18 protein-coding genes are annotated in these 15,668 nt (G+C 31.5%); 5 read left to right on the top strand and 13 right to left on the bottom strand.

The window, feature by feature from the left end:
* Positions 1-93: 93 nt before the first annotated feature.
* Positions 94-2,235 (top strand): type IA DNA topoisomerase, encoded by a 2,142-nt coding sequence (locus tag B3R94_RS04645; protein WP_038336868.1) that lies wholly within the window; start codon positions 94-96, stop codon positions 2,233-2,235.
* A gap of 34 nt (positions 2,236-2,269) precedes the next feature.
* Here the strand turns inward: B3R94_RS04645 and B3R94_RS04640 are convergent, their stop codons facing one another.
* From B3R94_RS04640 to B3R94_RS04615, 6 genes are all read right to left on the bottom strand, one after another.
* The gene (locus tag B3R94_RS04640; RefSeq protein ID WP_038336869.1) at positions 2,270-3,184 is read right to left on the bottom strand and encodes a helix-turn-helix transcriptional regulator; all 915 of its coding nucleotides are present in this window, start codon (positions 3,182-3,184) and stop codon (positions 2,270-2,272) included.
* A gap of 123 nt (positions 3,185-3,307) precedes the next feature.
* Positions 3,308-4,069 carry a hypothetical protein gene (locus B3R94_RS04635; protein ID WP_291098983.1) on the bottom strand — a complete coding sequence of 254 codons (762 nt, stop codon included), beginning with the start codon at positions 4,067-4,069 and terminating at the stop codon, positions 3,308-3,310.
* 205 nt (positions 4,070-4,274) lie between these two features.
* A complete protein-coding gene (gene tpiA / locus B3R94_RS04630) occupies positions 4,275-5,033 on the bottom strand; it encodes a triose-phosphate isomerase (protein WP_291098980.1) in 759 nt (252 codons plus the stop codon).
* Between the two features lie 76 nt (positions 5,034-5,109).
* Positions 5,110-6,192: an ABC transporter permease gene (locus B3R94_RS04625; protein ID WP_114999077.1), complete on the bottom strand. Its 1,083-nt coding sequence runs from the start codon at positions 6,190-6,192 to the stop codon at positions 5,110-5,112.
* A 3-nt stretch (positions 6,193-6,195) separates the two neighbouring features.
* Positions 6,196-7,317 (bottom strand): BT_3928 family protein, encoded by a 1,122-nt coding sequence (locus tag B3R94_RS04620; protein ID WP_291098977.1) that lies wholly within the window; start codon positions 7,315-7,317, stop codon positions 6,196-6,198.
* Complete coding sequence (locus tag B3R94_RS04615; protein WP_291098974.1) at positions 7,314-7,862, bottom strand: DUF1599 domain-containing protein; 549 nt, start codon at positions 7,860-7,862, stop codon at positions 7,314-7,316. Before B3R94_RS04615 ends, B3R94_RS04620 begins: the two co-directional genes overlap by 4 nt.
* A 53-nt stretch (positions 7,863-7,915) precedes the next feature.
* On the opposite strand from B3R94_RS04615, the gene folP reads away from it, so the two are divergent.
* Complete coding sequence (gene folP / locus B3R94_RS04610) at positions 7,916-8,743, top strand: dihydropteroate synthase (RefSeq protein WP_286475847.1); 828 nt, start codon at positions 7,916-7,918, stop codon at positions 8,741-8,743.
* A 23-nt stretch (positions 8,744-8,766) separates the two neighbouring features.
* Here the strand turns inward: folP and B3R94_RS04605 are convergent, their stop codons facing one another.
* The 5 genes from B3R94_RS04605 to B3R94_RS04585 all read right to left on the bottom strand — a co-directional run bounded on the left by B3R94_RS04605 (position 8,767) and on the right by B3R94_RS04585 (position 11,973).
* Positions 8,767-9,051 (bottom strand): type II toxin-antitoxin system RelE/ParE family toxin, encoded by a 285-nt coding sequence (locus B3R94_RS04605; protein ID WP_280051637.1) that lies wholly within the window; start codon positions 9,049-9,051, stop codon positions 8,767-8,769.
* On the bottom strand, positions 9,033-9,269 hold the full coding sequence (locus B3R94_RS04600) for a hypothetical protein (RefSeq protein ID WP_280050105.1): 237 nt from the start codon (positions 9,267-9,269) through the stop codon (positions 9,033-9,035). The genes B3R94_RS04605 and B3R94_RS04600 overlap by 19 nt, the downstream gene beginning before the upstream one ends.
* A gap of 31 nt (positions 9,270-9,300) precedes the next feature.
* On the bottom strand, positions 9,301-9,729 hold the full coding sequence (locus B3R94_RS04595) for a hypothetical protein (RefSeq protein ID WP_125350302.1): 429 nt from the start codon (positions 9,727-9,729) through the stop codon (positions 9,301-9,303).
* 54 nt (positions 9,730-9,783) lie between these two features.
* Positions 9,784-10,806, bottom strand: a complete 1,023-nt coding sequence (locus B3R94_RS04590; protein ID WP_125350303.1) for a DUF4407 domain-containing protein — start codon at positions 10,804-10,806, stop codon at positions 9,784-9,786.
* A 105-nt stretch (positions 10,807-10,911) separates the two neighbouring features.
* Positions 10,912-11,973 (bottom strand): branched-chain amino acid aminotransferase, encoded by a 1,062-nt coding sequence (locus B3R94_RS04585; RefSeq protein ID WP_280038161.1) that lies wholly within the window; start codon positions 11,971-11,973, stop codon positions 10,912-10,914.
* Positions 11,974-12,053: 80 nt separating this feature from the next.
* Between B3R94_RS04585 and mnmD the strand changes: the two genes are divergently transcribed.
* The 3 genes from mnmD to B3R94_RS04570 all read left to right on the top strand — a co-directional run bounded on the left by mnmD (position 12,054) and on the right by B3R94_RS04570 (position 13,973).
* Positions 12,054-12,770, top strand: coding sequence for a tRNA (5-methylaminomethyl-2-thiouridine)(34)-methyltransferase MnmD (gene mnmD / locus B3R94_RS04580; RefSeq protein WP_291098971.1), 717 nt, complete (start codon positions 12,054-12,056; stop codon positions 12,768-12,770).
* 72 nt (positions 12,771-12,842) lie between these two features.
* Positions 12,843-13,670: a 50S ribosomal protein L11 methyltransferase gene (gene prmA, locus B3R94_RS04575; protein WP_038336885.1), complete on the top strand. Its 828-nt coding sequence runs from the start codon at positions 12,843-12,845 to the stop codon at positions 13,668-13,670.
* 6 nt (positions 13,671-13,676) lie between these two features.
* Positions 13,677-13,973, top strand: coding sequence for an ATP-dependent Clp protease adaptor ClpS (locus tag B3R94_RS04570; RefSeq protein WP_221854601.1), 297 nt, complete (start codon positions 13,677-13,679; stop codon positions 13,971-13,973).
* Between the two features lie 6 nt (positions 13,974-13,979).
* Here B3R94_RS04570 and B3R94_RS04565 read toward each other — a convergent pair whose 3' ends face one another.
* Positions 13,980-14,396, bottom strand: a complete 417-nt coding sequence (locus B3R94_RS04565; RefSeq protein WP_125350307.1) for a hypothetical protein — start codon at positions 14,394-14,396, stop codon at positions 13,980-13,982.
* 24 nt (positions 14,397-14,420) lie between these two features.
* Positions 14,421-14,957: an RNA polymerase sigma factor gene (locus tag B3R94_RS04560; RefSeq protein WP_291098967.1), complete on the bottom strand. Its 537-nt coding sequence runs from the start codon at positions 14,955-14,957 to the stop codon at positions 14,421-14,423.
* Positions 14,958-15,668 lie beyond the last annotated feature (711 nt).

Below are 15,668 nucleotides of genomic sequence, written 5' to 3'. Positions count from 1 at the left end.
TCGCAAATTTATTCAATAATTATACATATTTATATTTTTTTTTAAGAATTAAATTATTATTTTGACTTTTGCACTTCAATAATTATAAATGCTATGAAAGTTTGTATTGCCGAAAAACCTAGTGTTGCTAAAGATATCGCCAAAGTAATTGGTGCGAATCAAAAGCACGATGGATACTATGAAGGAAATGGATTTCAGGTCACTTGGACTTTCGGACACTTGTGTACATTAAAAGAACCGCAAGATTATACACCCGAGTGGAAAAGCTGGGATCTTAATTATTTGCCAATGATTCCGCAAAGTTTCGGAATTAAATTAATTGCAGATAAAGGTGTCTCGAAACAATTTCATATCATCGAAAAATTAGTCACGAACGATCAAGTCGACGAGATTATAAACTGTGGCGATGCTGGACAGGAAGGAGAATTGATACAACGTTGGGTTTTACTTAAAGCGCGTGCTAAAGCGCCAATGAAGCGTTTATGGATTTCTTCGTTGACAGAAGAAGCAATTAAAGAAGGTTTTGATAATTTGAAAGATGGAGAAAAATATTTCAATCTTTTTTCTGCAGGACAAGCGCGTGCAATTGGCGATTGGTTACTAGGAATGAACGCTACACGATTATTTACCAAAAAATTTGCGCCGCCAAAAACAGTTCTTTCTATTGGTCGTGTGCAAACACCTACATTAGCAATGATTGTACAGCGTCAAAAAGAAATCAATGCGTTTATTATTGAGGAATATTGGGAATTGAAAACGATTTTCAAAGAAGTAGAGTTTAATGCGACAATACCTCGTTTAAAATCTGAAGAAAAAGCCAAACAAGGTTTAGATTTCATCAAAAATCGAGAGTTTGAAATCATTGATTTCGAAGTAAAAGAGGGTCGTGAAAAAAATCCTCGCCTATTCGATTTAACTGCTTTACAAGTAGAAGCGAATAAAAAATATGCGTTTTCGGCAGAAAATACCTTAAAATATATACAAAGTCTTTACGAGAAAAAATTTGTGACCTATCCTCGTGTTGATACCACTTATCTTTCGGAAGATATTCACCCTAAAGTTCCTGGAATTTTAAATAAATTAACCGCTTATCAAAATTTGATTGCTCCTTTGATGACACAACCAATTCCGATGTCAAAAGCAGTTTTTGATAATACAAAAGTAACCGATCACCACGCTATTATTCCGACAGAAATCTTTCCACAAGGTTTATCGAACGAAGAAAAACGTATCTATGATTTGGTTGCGCGACGTTTTATTGCTGTTTTTTATCCAGAATGTAAAGTTGCCAACACAACTGTCGAAGGAAAAGTTGAAAATACAGGAAAAGATGGACTACTTTCTGCGATAAATTTTAAAGCTACGGGAAAACAAATTCTCGAAATAGGCTGGCGTGAAGTCTATGCAAAAGATAAAAAGGAAGACGAAAAAGATGAGGAAAAAATAATGCCGATTTTTGAGATTGGTGAAAAAGGTCCTCACGAACCATTTATTCACAAAGGAAAAACAACTCCGCCAAAACATTATACAGAAGCGACTCTATTGCGCGGAATGGAAACTGCTGGACGACAAGTGGATGATGAAGAAATGCGCGAATTGATGAAAGAAAATGGAATTGGTCGACCTTCTACGCGTGCAAATATTATCGAAACCTTGTTTCGTAGAAAATACATAGAAAAGAAAAAACGTAATATTATCGCCACACAAACTGGTATTGATTTGATTGATACCATTCAAGATGAATTATTAAAATCTCCTGAATTGACTGGTGTTTGGGAACGAAAACTTCGTTTGATTGAAAAAGGTGAATACGAATTAGAACAATTTAAGCAAGAATTGATTGAAATGGTTTCGAAACTAACATTTGATGTAAAAAATAGTTACTTCAGACCAATCGCTTCTCATCAGAATTCAGTTCAAATAGCTGAAAAACCTAAAAAGGAACGTAAACCAAAAGAAGAAATTAATCTGGAAGATGCAACTTGTCCAAAATGTAAAACACATAAATTAGTCAAAGGAAAAGCCGCTTATGGTTGTGCAAACTTTGCAGCATGTGGATTCAAAATTCCGTTCGAGTTTATGGGTAAAAAATTAACTGATAAACAAATTTTGGATTTGTTAACCAAACAAAAAACTGGAAAAATGGCTGGCTTAATCAATCCTGAAAATGGAGAAAAAGTTACTGGTAAAGCTATTTTAGGAATGAATTTCGATTTAGAATTTGAAGAAATGTAAAAAAAATAAAGCGAGTTTCGAAATTCGAAACTCGCTAATTATATTTCTCTAACGTTTCTTTCAAAATTGTTTTGACTTTTTCTTTCAATTTTTTAGGTTCGATAATTGTAACTGAACGACTCATAGAAAGAATTTCGCTGATAAAATCTTCGGTCAAAAATAGTTCTAAACCAATTAAAACTTCATCGTTTTTAGTTTCTAAAATTTGTTGGGATTCGTGCAAAGGCAAAGATTCTAAATAGGCCGCTTGTTTTTTGGTCACAGAAAGCACTATTTTTTCTGGTTTTTCTGAACTTGGAACAATAATCCCGAACGAATATTTGTACTTATCATTGTAATTAAACTCGATATTATCATCAATTTTATCTCTAAGAATCAAAACTTTATTCATTCGTTCCAAACCAAAATTTTTGACAATTCCTTTATCATCCGCAATCAAATACCATCGGTTATTGTGCTCTCTAATTGCAATTGGAGAAACTTTACGAATCGTTTCTTTTTCCTCTCCAAATTTTTGATAATGAAATTCAATTTTCTTTTTTCCTTGAATTGCTTGTACAATATCTGGTAAAAATTCGGCGCGTTTTGGCTTTCTTTTTTCCAAATACACAATAGATTCGAGCGAATTTGTCAATTTCAAAGCAGAAAAACTATTAATTTCTTCTAAAGTTTTCAGAAATAAATCAGAGCTATAATCGTCTTGAATAATATAATATCCACGCTGACTGCGACTATACATTATATCAATTCCCAATATATTTCTGATTTCTTGAATATCGCGCTGTAATGTACGTTTAGAGAAATTAAACTCTAATGTATCATCATTAAGTTGAAGCATTTCAAATTCTCTTTCCAAAAAACGCTCTAAATCTTCATAAGAACAATATTTTTGTTGTGATAATTTACGAACAATATTGAAATAACGCGCGATATAACCTTGTTTTGACATTGAATTGGAAGTGTTTGAGCAAACTTAAGTTATCTGTAATTAAAAACAAAAAAAAGTAACATTTCATTACAAAATGTTACTTTTTCTTCATTAATAAAAATGAAATATTCGAAAAAACGGATTCTATTTTTTAGATTTTTTTACTTTTGTTTTTGCATCTTTCGTAGCTGCTTTTACATCTTGTACCGCCGCTTCTATTGTTGTTGTAGCTGAGTCTACCGTAGCTGCCGCTGAATCTACTACTACTTCTGATGTTATTTCAACTGGAGTTGTGCTATCTTCAACTTTCGCTGTTTCGATGAAATTAGAAAGTTTATCAACAATTTCTGCGTTAGAAGTTGGTTCATTCTTCACTTTTACGCTTAAGAAAATTGATGGTGCAGCATTATCTTGAATATAATTTGATTCGTTTTGATAAACTCCGTCATTTTTAACAGCTGTTGAATTTAAGTTTTCTGTTAACTCTTTTGCTACTTTAACTGTTTCGTTAAATGCAACATTTTGTTTAAAAACAACTGCGGCAACTTTATTTGTATTATCATCAGTTTTTTCAAAATTTAATGTCATGATTAACTCAGGTTTTAAACTATCGATGATTGATCTTTTCTCTTCATCTTTTAATCCTTTCGTTAAATCTTTCCATAAAAGAACCTGAACATTTTCTTTATTCAATGATTCTAACTTTGTTTTGAATTCAGTTGCAATATTAGCTCCTGAATCTGCTGCAATATTATCTACAATATCTAAAATAACAACTTTTGGTGCATCTTCTACAACTTTATTTGTAATTTCTGTTGTAGGAACTTTTATTTCATTTTTTGTAGTAAAAGAGAAAGAAACTAACCCTATTGCTACGACTCCTAATACTTGCGTCAATTTTTTCATAATAAATGTGTTTTGTTTAAAAATGATACTTTTTAAATAGTTAGTACATTTAGAACTTTGCAGACACTGTTCCGAAAACTCTTAATTAATCTTAAGAAATGTTATAATTTTCTTAAATCAGACAAAAAACCTATTATAACACTGATGAATAGAGAGTTTGAAAAAATAAATAAAAAAACTCAATCTTTCGATTGAGTCATTAACTTTATTTACATGCAGCAATTATCTGCACAAAATCATCATATTTTAATGAAGCGCCACCAACAAGACTGCCATCAATATCTGGTTGAGTAAAAATTTCGTTCGCATTCTGTGCATTTACACTTCCTCCGTACAAAATACTTGTATCATTCGCGACTTCTACACCAAATTCATCATTCAAAACTTTACGAATAAATGCATGAATTTCTTGCGCTTGCTCTGGTGTAGCTGTTTTTCCAGTTCCAATTGCCCAAACTGGTTCGTAAGCAATAATCAAACGAGAAAGATCTTCTGGTTTTTGAGCAACTAAAGCATCCATGATTTGAGTTTTTACAACTTCAAAATGTTTCTCAGCTTCGCGTTCTTCTAATTTTTCTCCCACACAAAGAATTGGATTAATTTGATATTTAAAAGCTTGTTTTAATTTCTCAGCAATTACAATATCTGTTTCTCCTTGATATTCTCTACGCTCAGAATGTCCGATAATAGCGAAATCTAATCCGATACTATCCAATTGTTCTGCCGAAATATCTCCTGTATACGCCCCTTTCTCGTGAGCAGAAATATCTTGCGAAGAAATCTTAACATATTGCTCATCTACAGCTTCTAACAATGTTTGTAAATAAATAGAAGAAGGCGCAATTATAACTTGTGCTATTGGATGATTATCTGCCACCCAAGCATTAAGATTTGTTGCTAAATGAATTGCTTCTTCATAATTTAAGTTCATTTTCCAGTTTCCTGCTACTATTCTATCACGCATAAAAAAGTGTATTTTATTTGATTTTGGTTTTAATATTTACTGCAAGATAATTATTTATCGCGAAATTATACCTGATTTATTTTATGCGAACGCGAGGATCTAAAATTCCGTAAAGAATATCAACCAAAATATTAATCACAATAAACATCACAGCAATCACTAAGACAGCTCCCATCACAATTGGTAAATCTAATGTATTTAGTGCATTTACGATTTCTTTTCCTAAACCATTCCAGCCAAAAACAAATTCCACAAAAACAGAACCTGCCAACATCGAAGCGAACCAACCAGAAATTGCTGTAACAACAGGATTCAGCGCATTTCGTAATGCATGTTTTGTAATCACCGTTTTTCTTGAAAGTCCTTTTGCAAAAGCTGTTCGAATATAATCTTGGTTCAAAACTTCTAACAACGAATTTCGTGTTAATTGCGTAAAAACGGCTAACGGACGAGATCCTAATGTAATCGCTGGAAGAATAAGATTTTTCAACATCAAATGTTTTCCTTCTCCCAAATCATCCACTTCATAGAGACTTCCAATCATATTCAGTCCTGTAATATCATGCATCAAAAACGCAAAAATATAGGCAATGATAATCGCCGAAAAGAAAGACGGAATACTCATCCCAAAACTCGTCACCACTAACAAAACTCTGTCAATCCAAGTATCTTTCATCAAAGCGGAAACAATTCCCAACGCAACGCCAATTATCGTCGCAATAATAATGGCCGCAATTGCTAAAACCATCGTATTTGGTAGCGTTTCACCAATAATTGTGCTTACACTTTTTCCTTGTTTCTGAAAAGATTCGCGCAAATAAGGTGTTTTCAAAACCATTTCATTCGTTCCGAAATCCATCAATTTTGTGTAATTGTATTTATCAGAACTTAATGAAGTATATGTTGTATTGTTTTCGTCAATATTATGAAATGAAATCGGCGACAAATCATTTATATAAAAAGCATATTGTTTCCACAAAGGTTGATCTAAACCTAAGTTTTTACGAATTTGAGCCAATTGTTCAGGATCTTCTTTTTGATCGAGCATCATACGTGCAGGATCTCCAGGAAGTACCGAAAACAATAGAAAAACTACAGTCACTACACCAAAAAGTGTTAGAAATCCGTAGAAAATTTTATTTAAAATATAATTAATCACTTTTTAAAATAATTCTTCTAATTGATTAATTGAAGGAAAATCATTGTCATGATATTTCGCTTTTACCGTTCCTTTTTCTAAAATCATCACTCCTGGATTTGAACGAATAATTGTTTTCATTGTCGTTTGATCCATAAAACAATTCTCCAATTCTAAACCTTTAACAGGATTGTTCGAAACCGCTGTCACAACAAAACCTTTTGCTTTCGCTTCTTTTCCTAAAGTATTCAATTTCGCAATTTGTTTCTCGTTTACTTTTTCAACAAAAGGAATGACAAAAACAATCGCTTTTGGCGCATTCAAAATTTCAGAAGTTTTATCAACACCATTGCAATCAAAATTAAAATCGTGAATTGGTGGTTCGTACCCTTTTTTCTCCACAATTGTACGGGTTTTATCCGCTTCAATCACCCAAGGAGTTCCGTGTTTGTACCACTTATCATCCGCAATATATTGCGCATCGTCAATTTCTACAACTTTTCCATCTACACTATTTTTCATGGTGTAAATCGTTTTATATGTTGTTGGTTTCAAACCTAATTCTTGCGGAGATTTCATTCCTTCAATCAAATTTTTTCCAACTGCGTAAGGTCTAAAATCTATGATTGGTAAATGATTAATTCCGATATAGGCAATAATTACAGAACCTAAAATCGTGATAAAATTGATTGCATAATTCGCTTTTTCAACGAATAATGGTTTAATATATTTTTGACCTATCACTAAAATAATGATCAACACCAAAAGCACAACATCTTTGTAAAATGATGTCCAAGGTTCTAGTTTTAGCGCATCACCAAAACATCCACAATCGGTTACTTTATTGAAATAAGCTGAATAAAATGTCAAAAATGTGAAGAAAATAATCGTTAACAATAAAGCTATTGTTGTAAATCTTTTCCAAACGCCAAGCAATAATAAAACGCCTAAAACAATTTCAAAAATGGAGAAAAATGTTGCCAAAGGCAAACTCAAACTTTCTAAAAATGGAATATTAAGAACTGTTGGCGAAAAATATTCTTCTAATTTGAAACTTAATCCAATTGGATCTACATTTTTTACAAATCCAGAAATTATAAAAATGACACCAACTATAATTCGAGCAAATTGTACCAAATAACTCATGAAGTTTTCTTTTCGTTAATTAAAATCATGGCGAAAATCGAATAATTAATCATATCCAAATAATTTGCATCCAAACCTTCTGAAACAATCGTTTTTCCTTTATTATCTTCGATACTTTTTGTTCGCAAAACTTTCTGATAAATTAAATCTGTGATCGAGCTAATACGCATATCTCGCCAAGCTTCACCGTAATCATGATTTTTTTTCATCATCAAATCGTGCGCAATTGTTGCGTATTTATCATAAAAATCGATCGCTTGTTCATCTGTTAAATCTGGCTGATCTGCGAAACCAAGTTCTAGCTGAATCAATGCCATAATCGAATAATTTACAATCGCCACAAATTCTCCTTCTTCGTCTTCATCAACCAAACGCTCCGTCGCTTCTTGCAACGTACGAATGCGATTTACCTTGATAAAAATTTGATCTGTCAACGACGGTAAACGCAATACACGCCAAGCCGGACCGTAATCTTGTAATTTTTTTGTATATAAATCTCGACAAACAGAGATGATTTCTTTAAATTGAATTGAGGTATTTTTCATAATTTCGTTTCGATTTCAAAAATAATTGAAATTGCTTAAAGAACTTCTAAGATATGACAATTAATTGTAATGGTCGTTTGATTGATTTGAACGAGCCTAAAATTATGGGAATTTTGAATACAACGCCAAACTCTTTTTATGATGGAGGCAGTAATCAATCGATGAATTTGATTTTAGAAAAAGTTGAAAAACATTTGTCCGAAGGTGCTGATATGATTGATATTGGTGGTTATTCTACAAAACCTGGAGCAGAAAATATTTCGGAGCAAGAAGAAATTGATAGAACTGCACCAATTATCGAAAAAATTATTGAAGAATATCCAGAATTGATTATTTCGATTGATACTTTTCGAGGAAATGTGGCACGCGAAGCTGTAAAAGCTGGCGCTGCTATTATAAATGATGTTTCGGGTTGGGAATTGGACGAAAACATGTTTGATGCAATAAAAGAACTTCGAGTTCCGTACATTTTGATGCACATGAAAGGAACACCGAAAACGATGCAAAATAATCCTGAATATGCAGATATTACATTGGAAGTAAACGAATATTTTTCGCAGAAAATTGCACAATTAAAAGCTGCTAAAGTGAATGATATTATTTTAGATCCTGGTTTTGGTTTTGCAAAAACATTGGATCATAATTACGAATTATTCAGTAAAATGGAAGCTTTAGGTTTTGAAGGTTTTCCTTTATTAGTCGGAATTTCGCGAAAATCGATGATTTATAATTTGTTCGAAACAACTCCGCAAGAAGCTTTAAACGGAACTTCTGTACTAAATATGGTTGCGTTACAAAAAGGTGCAAAAATTTTGCGTGTTCACGATGTAAAAGAAGCAAAAGAAACCTTACAAATTTTTCAGAAATTGAATCAAATATAAAATAAAAGCCACTAAAAAGGCTTTTATTTTATATTTCTGCGAGCATCCCAAATACTCAAAATAATTAATTCAGCATCAGTAAATTCATACAATAACAAATATTCTCTGATAAGTTTTACTCTCACATTATCAATATTTGTTCGTCGACCAATTGTAGGATTTTCGCGCAAAACTTCTAATGTTTGAAGAATTAGATAATTTAATTTGATACTAAATCTCTTTGATTTATTTCTTAAAATCCAATATTCTAAGATTTCTTTTCGTTCAAGATTCGCTGTTTTTGTCCAAATTATTTTTCGTTTAGCCATTTTTCAATTTCTTGATTGGCTACTTTTTCACTAATTATAGATGAATTTTTATACTCATCTTTAGCTTCTTCAACTCGAACAATTTGTTCGTCAGTTAAAGTATAAATTCCACTTTCAGATTCAAAATCAAGTAAATTATTTATTTGCTCAATACTATTTTTATCATCCAGTTTTTTTATCTTTTCTATTGTCAACTTTTTTAACTCTTCTGTATTCATAATGAGAGATTTAATTTAAAGTTAATCAATTTTAATCAATGATTTTACTATTTGGAAAGAAAACTTTGAACGTATCTACAATATTTATATCCGAAGTCAAAATTTGCCAATGCGAATCTTTCACAAATTCAAACACGACTTCATTGTCATATAAATTTTCGTCCTCAATATTTACATGTAAATTATTTTCTTTTCGATCTCCAATAATCAACGCCTCTGTTACATGTTCCATTTTGTAACATAAACTTTCTAACTGATCATATTCCACAAAAATTCCGTCTTGTTGATCGATCACTTCTTGCAATTCGAAAACCGAATATTCATCTGTTTCACTTTCGCCATCAACCCAAAGAATTTTCCAAAAATAATCCTGTATATCTTTTATAGGAGCAATCACCTCTTCCATTCGTTGAATTTGGTTTTCGTCTTCTCCGTAAATTTCTATTTTATAAGTTTCCATATCTATTACAAAATTAAAAAAGTAACTTCAAACGGAAGTTACTTTTTTACAATTTTATACTTTTTCTAACTCATGTTTCACACGTTTTTCAGATTTGATATCCATAACCTGAATCGATTCTTTGCTAAAAATCTTGAACGAATGTTCATGTTTTTCTAAGAGAAAATCATAAGGTCCTTTTGGTGCAATTAATTTCACTAAAACTGGCGCAGTTTCTAACGAGATAAACACAAGAGCTATAAAAATAGCTGCAGTCCCTAAAATTGGATTATTAACTGACAATTCGTCTAAAGCCTGCATACGTGCAGCAAAACCATTGTAATTCTCTTCGGTTGGTTTAGCCGCATCAATTTCTTTTTCTTTTGCAACATTCAATCGATCTAATTCTTTATTAATTTCAGCTAAACGAGGCGCAGATTGTTGAATATAAGTTTCGATTTCGGCAGCTTTTTGTTTTTTCAATTCTGCTTTTCGTTTTGCATTTGGTCCATAACCTTCGCGTCCAGTTGTTGTTTCAGTTTGTGTACCCACAACTTCTTTTTCCAATTCGATAGAAGCAGAATTATACTCGTTTCTTAATTTATCAATTTCTGCATAAATTTCTTTTCGTTCATTCGAAAAAGGCGTTCCCAATTCAGCATAACGCGCATCAATTCCTTTTTGTAATTCCGTTTTATTTCGATTGACAATAATATTTAATTGCTTGTTAATTTCTTTCTCGAAAATTTTTAATTCTAACGGTTTCGAAATCACAATACCTAATAAAATTGCAACCAAAATACGTGGCAAAGCAATAAAAAACTGACGAAAAAATCCACCTGACTTTTTCATTGATGTGACAATATATCGGTCAAGATTAAAAATCATTAATCCCCACAACAAACCAAAACCTGTTGCTGCATATATATTATCAAAAACAGTATTCAGCGCATATCCAGCAGACAAAGCCGCCAAAATTCCTGTAAATAATATGACACCTCCAATACCAACATGTTTGTTGATATCTGTTGGTGTTTTTTTCAAGAGTTCAAGACTACTCCCTGAACAGATGATTAAAAATTTCTGTAGTCCATTCATTTTGCAAATATAGTACTTTGTATAACATATTATTAAATATCGTGCCAAAAAAAGCTGACAATCAAATTGTCAGCTTATATTTTCAAAAAATTTACTTAAACAAAATTAAGCTTGTTTTTCGATTTTAATTCTCCATCCATAAGGATCTTCTGCTAATCCGTATTGAATATCTTTTAATTTCTTTTTCAATTGTAATGCAAAAGAATCTTCTTCAGCTAAAGTTGGTAATTGAGCACGCTCTTCACCAAATCCAACTGCATCGTATTGTGTAATTACAACAGCAGTTCCACATCCAAATACTTCTTTTAATTCTCCTGATTTGTAAGCATCATACAATTCTTGTACTTCTACAGGACGTACTTCTACTTCATATCCACTATCTTTTGCTAAAGTTAAAACAGAATCACGTGTTACTCCGTTCAAAATACGCTCAGACGTTGGCGCTGTTAAAATTTTATTTCCGATACGTACCATCACATTCATTGTTCCTGCTTCTTCAATGTATTTATGCTCGATAGAATCTGTCCAAATTACTTGATCATAACCATCTTTTTGAGCTTCAGAAGTTGGAAAGAAAGATCCTGCGTAGTTTCCTCCACATTTTGCAAAACCAACACCTCCCTGAGCTGAACGACTATAATAATCAGCAATTTTTACTGATAAAGGTTTGTCGTAATAATTAGGAGCATAAGCTAATAAAATTGCAAAAATATATTCGTTAGATGCTCTTGCAGAAACCGCTTCTTCTGTTGCGAACATTACTGGACGAATATATAATGACGTTCCGTAATCTTTTGGTACCCATTGACGATCGATATCAATAATCGCTTCTAAACCATCAATAAAAATTTCTTTCGGAATTTGAGGCATATTAAGACGTGCCGCAGATAAATTAAAACGCTCGAAGTTTTTCTCTGGACGGAAAATAAATACTTCTTCGTTATCATTTTTGTAGGCTTTCATTCCTTCAAAAATTGTTTGACCATAATGGAAAGACATCGCTGCTGGAGTCATTGAAATTGGTCCGTAAGGAACAATTTTTGGCTCATCCCATTTACCATCTTTGTAATGCGCGATCAACATGTGATCTGTAAACTCTTTCCCAAAAGTAGTAGAGTTAAAAACTGAATCGTTAAATTTTGATTCAGCAATTTTTTCTATAATCATTTTATGATATATTTTGTTTGTGCTTATCAAAGGTACATTTTATTTGCACTTTTTCATAATAAATATCATAACTTTCGACGATGAAAAGAATTATTCAAGAAACGGAAGATGGATCTAAAACTATCTATATTGAAGATTGGGATGAATCTTATCATTCTAAACACGGCGCTGTACAAGAGGCTTTTCATGTATTTATACAAAATGGATTTCATCATTTTACAGAAACAAAAAATCCTATAAAAATTATCGAAATTGGATTAGGTACGGGACTTAATTCTTTCATTACTTTGATGGAAGCTGAAAAACATAAAACTCCAGTGCAATATGTTGGAATTGAAAAATTTCCAGTTTCTGATGAAGAATTTGAATTGGTGAATTATTTCGAAAATGTTTTCAAACTTTATCCGGAATTTGAACATCGAAAAGAAGAGTTTTTAGATTATTATCAACAATTATTTCATTCAAATTGGGAAAATTGGAATAAAATTTCTCCATATTTTGAAGTTAAGAAAGTGGAAGAAGATTTTTTCAATCTGAAAAATATCAACGAAAATAATTTTGATTTAGTTTATTTTGATGCATTTGGTTCTCGTGTTCAACCAGAATTATGGGAAAAAGAATTGTTAGAAATTGTTGATTCTTTAACTAAAAAATCTGCCATTTTTACCACTTATGCAGCGAAAGGAACCATAAAAAGAGGTTTGAAAGATTTGGGCTATATTGTACAAAAACGTCCTGGGCCTCCAGGAAAACGTGAAATGATGGTTGGTTTGAAGGACTTTCCATTTGATAAATAATCTCCTTTATCATTAATTATAAAAATCGTAAATTTGCGCTGGAAAACAATTTGATGTTTTCTACATTTTTTTATGACAAATTATATCGAATATAAATTTAAAGTTGCGGAAGTAGAGCCTTTTAATGAAATTATTATTGCAATGATTTCTGAACTACCCTTTGAAAGTTTTGTTGAAAACGAAGAAGGTTTTGATGCTTACATGCCAAAAACTGACGAAAATATTGACCAAGTAAAAGAAGTGATTGATTCTATCGAGAATATTGATTTTTCTTATACGCGTCAAGAAATTGAACAACAAAATTGGAATGCAACTTGGGAAGAAAATTTCACGCCAATTTTAGTGAATGACCAATGTTTGATTCGTGCAGAATTTCACGAAACAGTTGAAAATATTCCGTACGAAATTATCATTCAACCAAAAATGTCTTTTGGGACTGGACATCACTCTACAACACATTTGATGGTAGAATATATCTTGGAAACTGAATTTACAGGAAAAGATATTTTGGACATGGGCTGTGGAACGTCAATTCTTGCAATTTTAGGAATGAAACGTGGTGCAAATTATGCAGAATGTATCGATATTGACGAGTGGGCTGTGGAAAATTCTATCGAAAATGGAAAACGAAATGGTGTTAGTTTAGATGCCAAAATGGGTGATAATTCACTTTTGGGAAGCAAACAGTTTGACATTATTTTAGCGAATATCAACAAAAATATTTTAATCAGTCAAATTCCTTCTTACATCAATGTTTTGAATGAAAATGGTGATTTATTTTTAAGTGGATTGATGGAGCAAGATTTTGATGATATCTTAGCTTTTTGTACAGAAAATGGTTTGAAATTTGTATCTAAAAAACAACGAAATGAGTGGATTGCGCTACATTTCAAAAAATAAAATGATATGAAAAAATACGCAACGCAACCCATGTGGGAAACGGAAAAAGATTCGGCTGTTGATGTATTGGAACAGGAATCACACAAATATCAAATTATTGTTTACAATGATGATGTGAATACTTTTGATTGGGTAATCGAATCGTTGATTGATGTTTGTGAACACACGCCAGAGCAAGCGGAACAATGTTCTATTTTGATTCACTACAAAGGTAAATGCGAAGTCTTGACGGGTGAATTAGAAGATTTAAAACCTCGATGCACAGAATTATTGAACCGAGGTTTAAGTGCAGAAATTATTTAGAATTTCTTAATAATCATATAAAGCAAAATCAGAATCGTCTAATGTTACATTGGACGATTTTTTGTTTTGATCACTCACTATATACGAATCATAGATCTTCTCGTAAACATGATTTTCTGTTTTTGTATCCACAACTTCTGTAGATTTTTCTGTAGAATTAATCACAAAAGGAGTTACAACCAATGCTAATAGCAATATACAAGCAGCAGCCCACCAAATATTGAAATGTACAACTTTTGTTTCTTTTTTATCAATAGTTTTCGATAAAATTGACTGTTCTAAATCGTCAAAATAATTAGTAGGGGTTGTATAATTTTCCTTTTGTTTTAAGCTTTTAAAATAAATTTCATCTTCTAAATTCTTAAAATAATTCTCTGGAACCTTAAAATTATTTTTTAATCCATTTTCTTTCATATCATTCATAAGACAAAAAAAAGTTAAAAAGGTTTAATCTTCATCCTCTAAAAATTCTTTAATTTTTGTAACTGCATGATGATAAGACGCCTTTAGCGCACCAACAGATGTTCCTGAAATTTCAGAAATTTGTTCATATTTCATTTCATCATAATATTTCATCATAAATACTACGCGCTGCTTTTCTGGCAAACTTGCAATCGCTTTTTGTAGTTTCAACTCAATTTCATCACCTGTAAAATACTCATCCGTAGATAAATCATCTGCAATATTCATCGAATAATCTTCAAACGAAACATTTTGTTCTTTAGCATTTTTATGAATAAAATTGATGGTTTCGTTATAAGTAATCCTAAAAATCCATGTCGATAATTTTGATTCATTTTTGAATGAATTCAAATTTTGATAGATTTTTATAAAAACATTTTGAGCAATATCATCTGCGTCTTCATGAATCAAAACCATACGACGAATTTGCCAATAAACTCTCTGATGATAATCTTTTACAAGAAGTTTAAAAGCCTTTTCCCAATCCTTATTTAAAATGTGCTCTAATAATTTCTGATCCAATTGAATAATATTAAGCTGTAAAGCTATTAAATTTGAAATGATAAACTTCTAATATTATTTCAAGTAATGTATATTTTATCTTTTTTTTAAGAAGTTTAATTCCCTATCTAGGTTTTGGAACCCTAAAATATCGATTAAGTAGATTATTTACAGTTAAATAACTATGCTTTGAATTTATTGTAATTTTTAACTTTTTACTTCTTTCGTAACTCAATTCTATTGCTCATAATTTTAAAAGCATGGCGTATGGCTATAAAAAAATGACCGATAAAAAGGAATACTATTTCACTCTGATCGAGAAATACAATATGCTTCAAAGAAGTTTACAAATGTGCTTGATTCCTATGGCGTAGAACGTAGCATGTCAAGAAAAGAAAATAGCAATGCTGAAAGTTTTTAAAGATTGAAATTATTTATAGAAATAAATAAATTTCAAGAGAAAAAATGAAAACGAAAACATTTCAATTTTCTAAATGATCGCGATTCATTTTATTTTGGATAATGCAAGCTCAACTTCGGTTGGGCTTTTTTTGTAATTATTTGGGCGTTCCCTCGCTCTTTGCCTTCCATTTATATTATTTCATAGAATACCAAAAAATACAAACACAGCTAATGTAAATCGCTCGGTCGGGCTATCCGTTCCAATCTTTTGTAGAAGAAGATTAGAAGTGATTACAGAAAATCCAATTTCTACAAAAGGATTTCCACTAC

Source organism: Empedobacter sp. UBA7611 (assembly GCF_002484365.1).
Classification (GTDB): domain Bacteria; phylum Bacteroidota; class Bacteroidia; order Flavobacteriales; family Weeksellaceae; genus Empedobacter; species Empedobacter falsenii_B.
The sequence above is the reverse complement of the archived record's forward strand: the minus strand, read 5'-3'. Positions and strand labels throughout refer to the sequence as shown.

What these genes read in the sequence shown, in the direction of transcription:
- B3R94_RS04645 (WP_038336868.1), top strand. Translation starts at nt 94, where the DNA reads ATGAAAGTTTGTATTGCCGAAAAACCTAGTGTTGCTAAAGATATCGCC.
- B3R94_RS04640 (WP_038336869.1), bottom strand. Translation starts at nt 3,184, where the DNA reads ATGTCAAAACAAGGTTATATCGCGCGTTATTTCAATATTGTTCGTAAA.
- B3R94_RS04635 (WP_291098983.1), bottom strand. Translation starts at nt 4,069, where the DNA reads ATGAAAAAATTGACGCAAGTATTAGGAGTCGTAGCAATAGGGTTAGTT.
- tpiA (WP_291098980.1), bottom strand. Translation starts at nt 5,033, where the DNA reads ATGCGTGATAGAATAGTAGCAGGAAACTGGAAAATGAACTTAAATTAT.
- B3R94_RS04620 (WP_291098977.1), bottom strand. Translation starts at nt 7,317, where the DNA reads ATGAGTTATTTGGTACAATTTGCTCGAATTATAGTTGGTGTCATTTTT.
- B3R94_RS04615 (WP_291098974.1), bottom strand. Translation starts at nt 7,862, where the DNA reads ATGAAAAATACCTCAATTCAATTTAAAGAAATCATCTCTGTTTGTCGA.
- folP (WP_286475847.1), top strand. Translation starts at nt 7,916, where the DNA reads ATGACAATTAATTGTAATGGTCGTTTGATTGATTTGAACGAGCCTAAA.
- B3R94_RS04605 (WP_280051637.1), bottom strand. Translation starts at nt 9,051, where the DNA reads ATGGCTAAACGAAAAATAATTTGGACAAAAACAGCGAATCTTGAACGA.
- B3R94_RS04600 (WP_280050105.1), bottom strand. Translation starts at nt 9,269, where the DNA reads ATGAATACAGAAGAGTTAAAAAAGTTGACAATAGAAAAGATAAAAAAA.
- B3R94_RS04595 (WP_125350302.1), bottom strand. Translation starts at nt 9,729, where the DNA reads ATGGAAACTTATAAAATAGAAATTTACGGAGAAGACGAAAACCAAATT.
- B3R94_RS04590 (WP_125350303.1), bottom strand. Translation starts at nt 10,806, where the DNA reads ATGAATGGACTACAGAAATTTTTAATCATCTGTTCAGGGAGTAGTCTT.
- B3R94_RS04585 (WP_280038161.1), bottom strand. Translation starts at nt 11,973, where the DNA reads ATGATTATAGAAAAAATTGCTGAATCAAAATTTAACGATTCAGTTTTT.
- mnmD (WP_291098971.1), top strand. Translation starts at nt 12,054, where the DNA reads ATGAAAAGAATTATTCAAGAAACGGAAGATGGATCTAAAACTATCTAT.
- prmA (WP_038336885.1), top strand. Translation starts at nt 12,843, where the DNA reads ATGACAAATTATATCGAATATAAATTTAAAGTTGCGGAAGTAGAGCCT.
- B3R94_RS04570 (WP_221854601.1), top strand. Translation starts at nt 13,677, where the DNA reads ATGAAAAAATACGCAACGCAACCCATGTGGGAAACGGAAAAAGATTCG.
- B3R94_RS04565 (WP_125350307.1), bottom strand. Translation starts at nt 14,396, where the DNA reads ATGAATGATATGAAAGAAAATGGATTAAAAAATAATTTTAAGGTTCCA.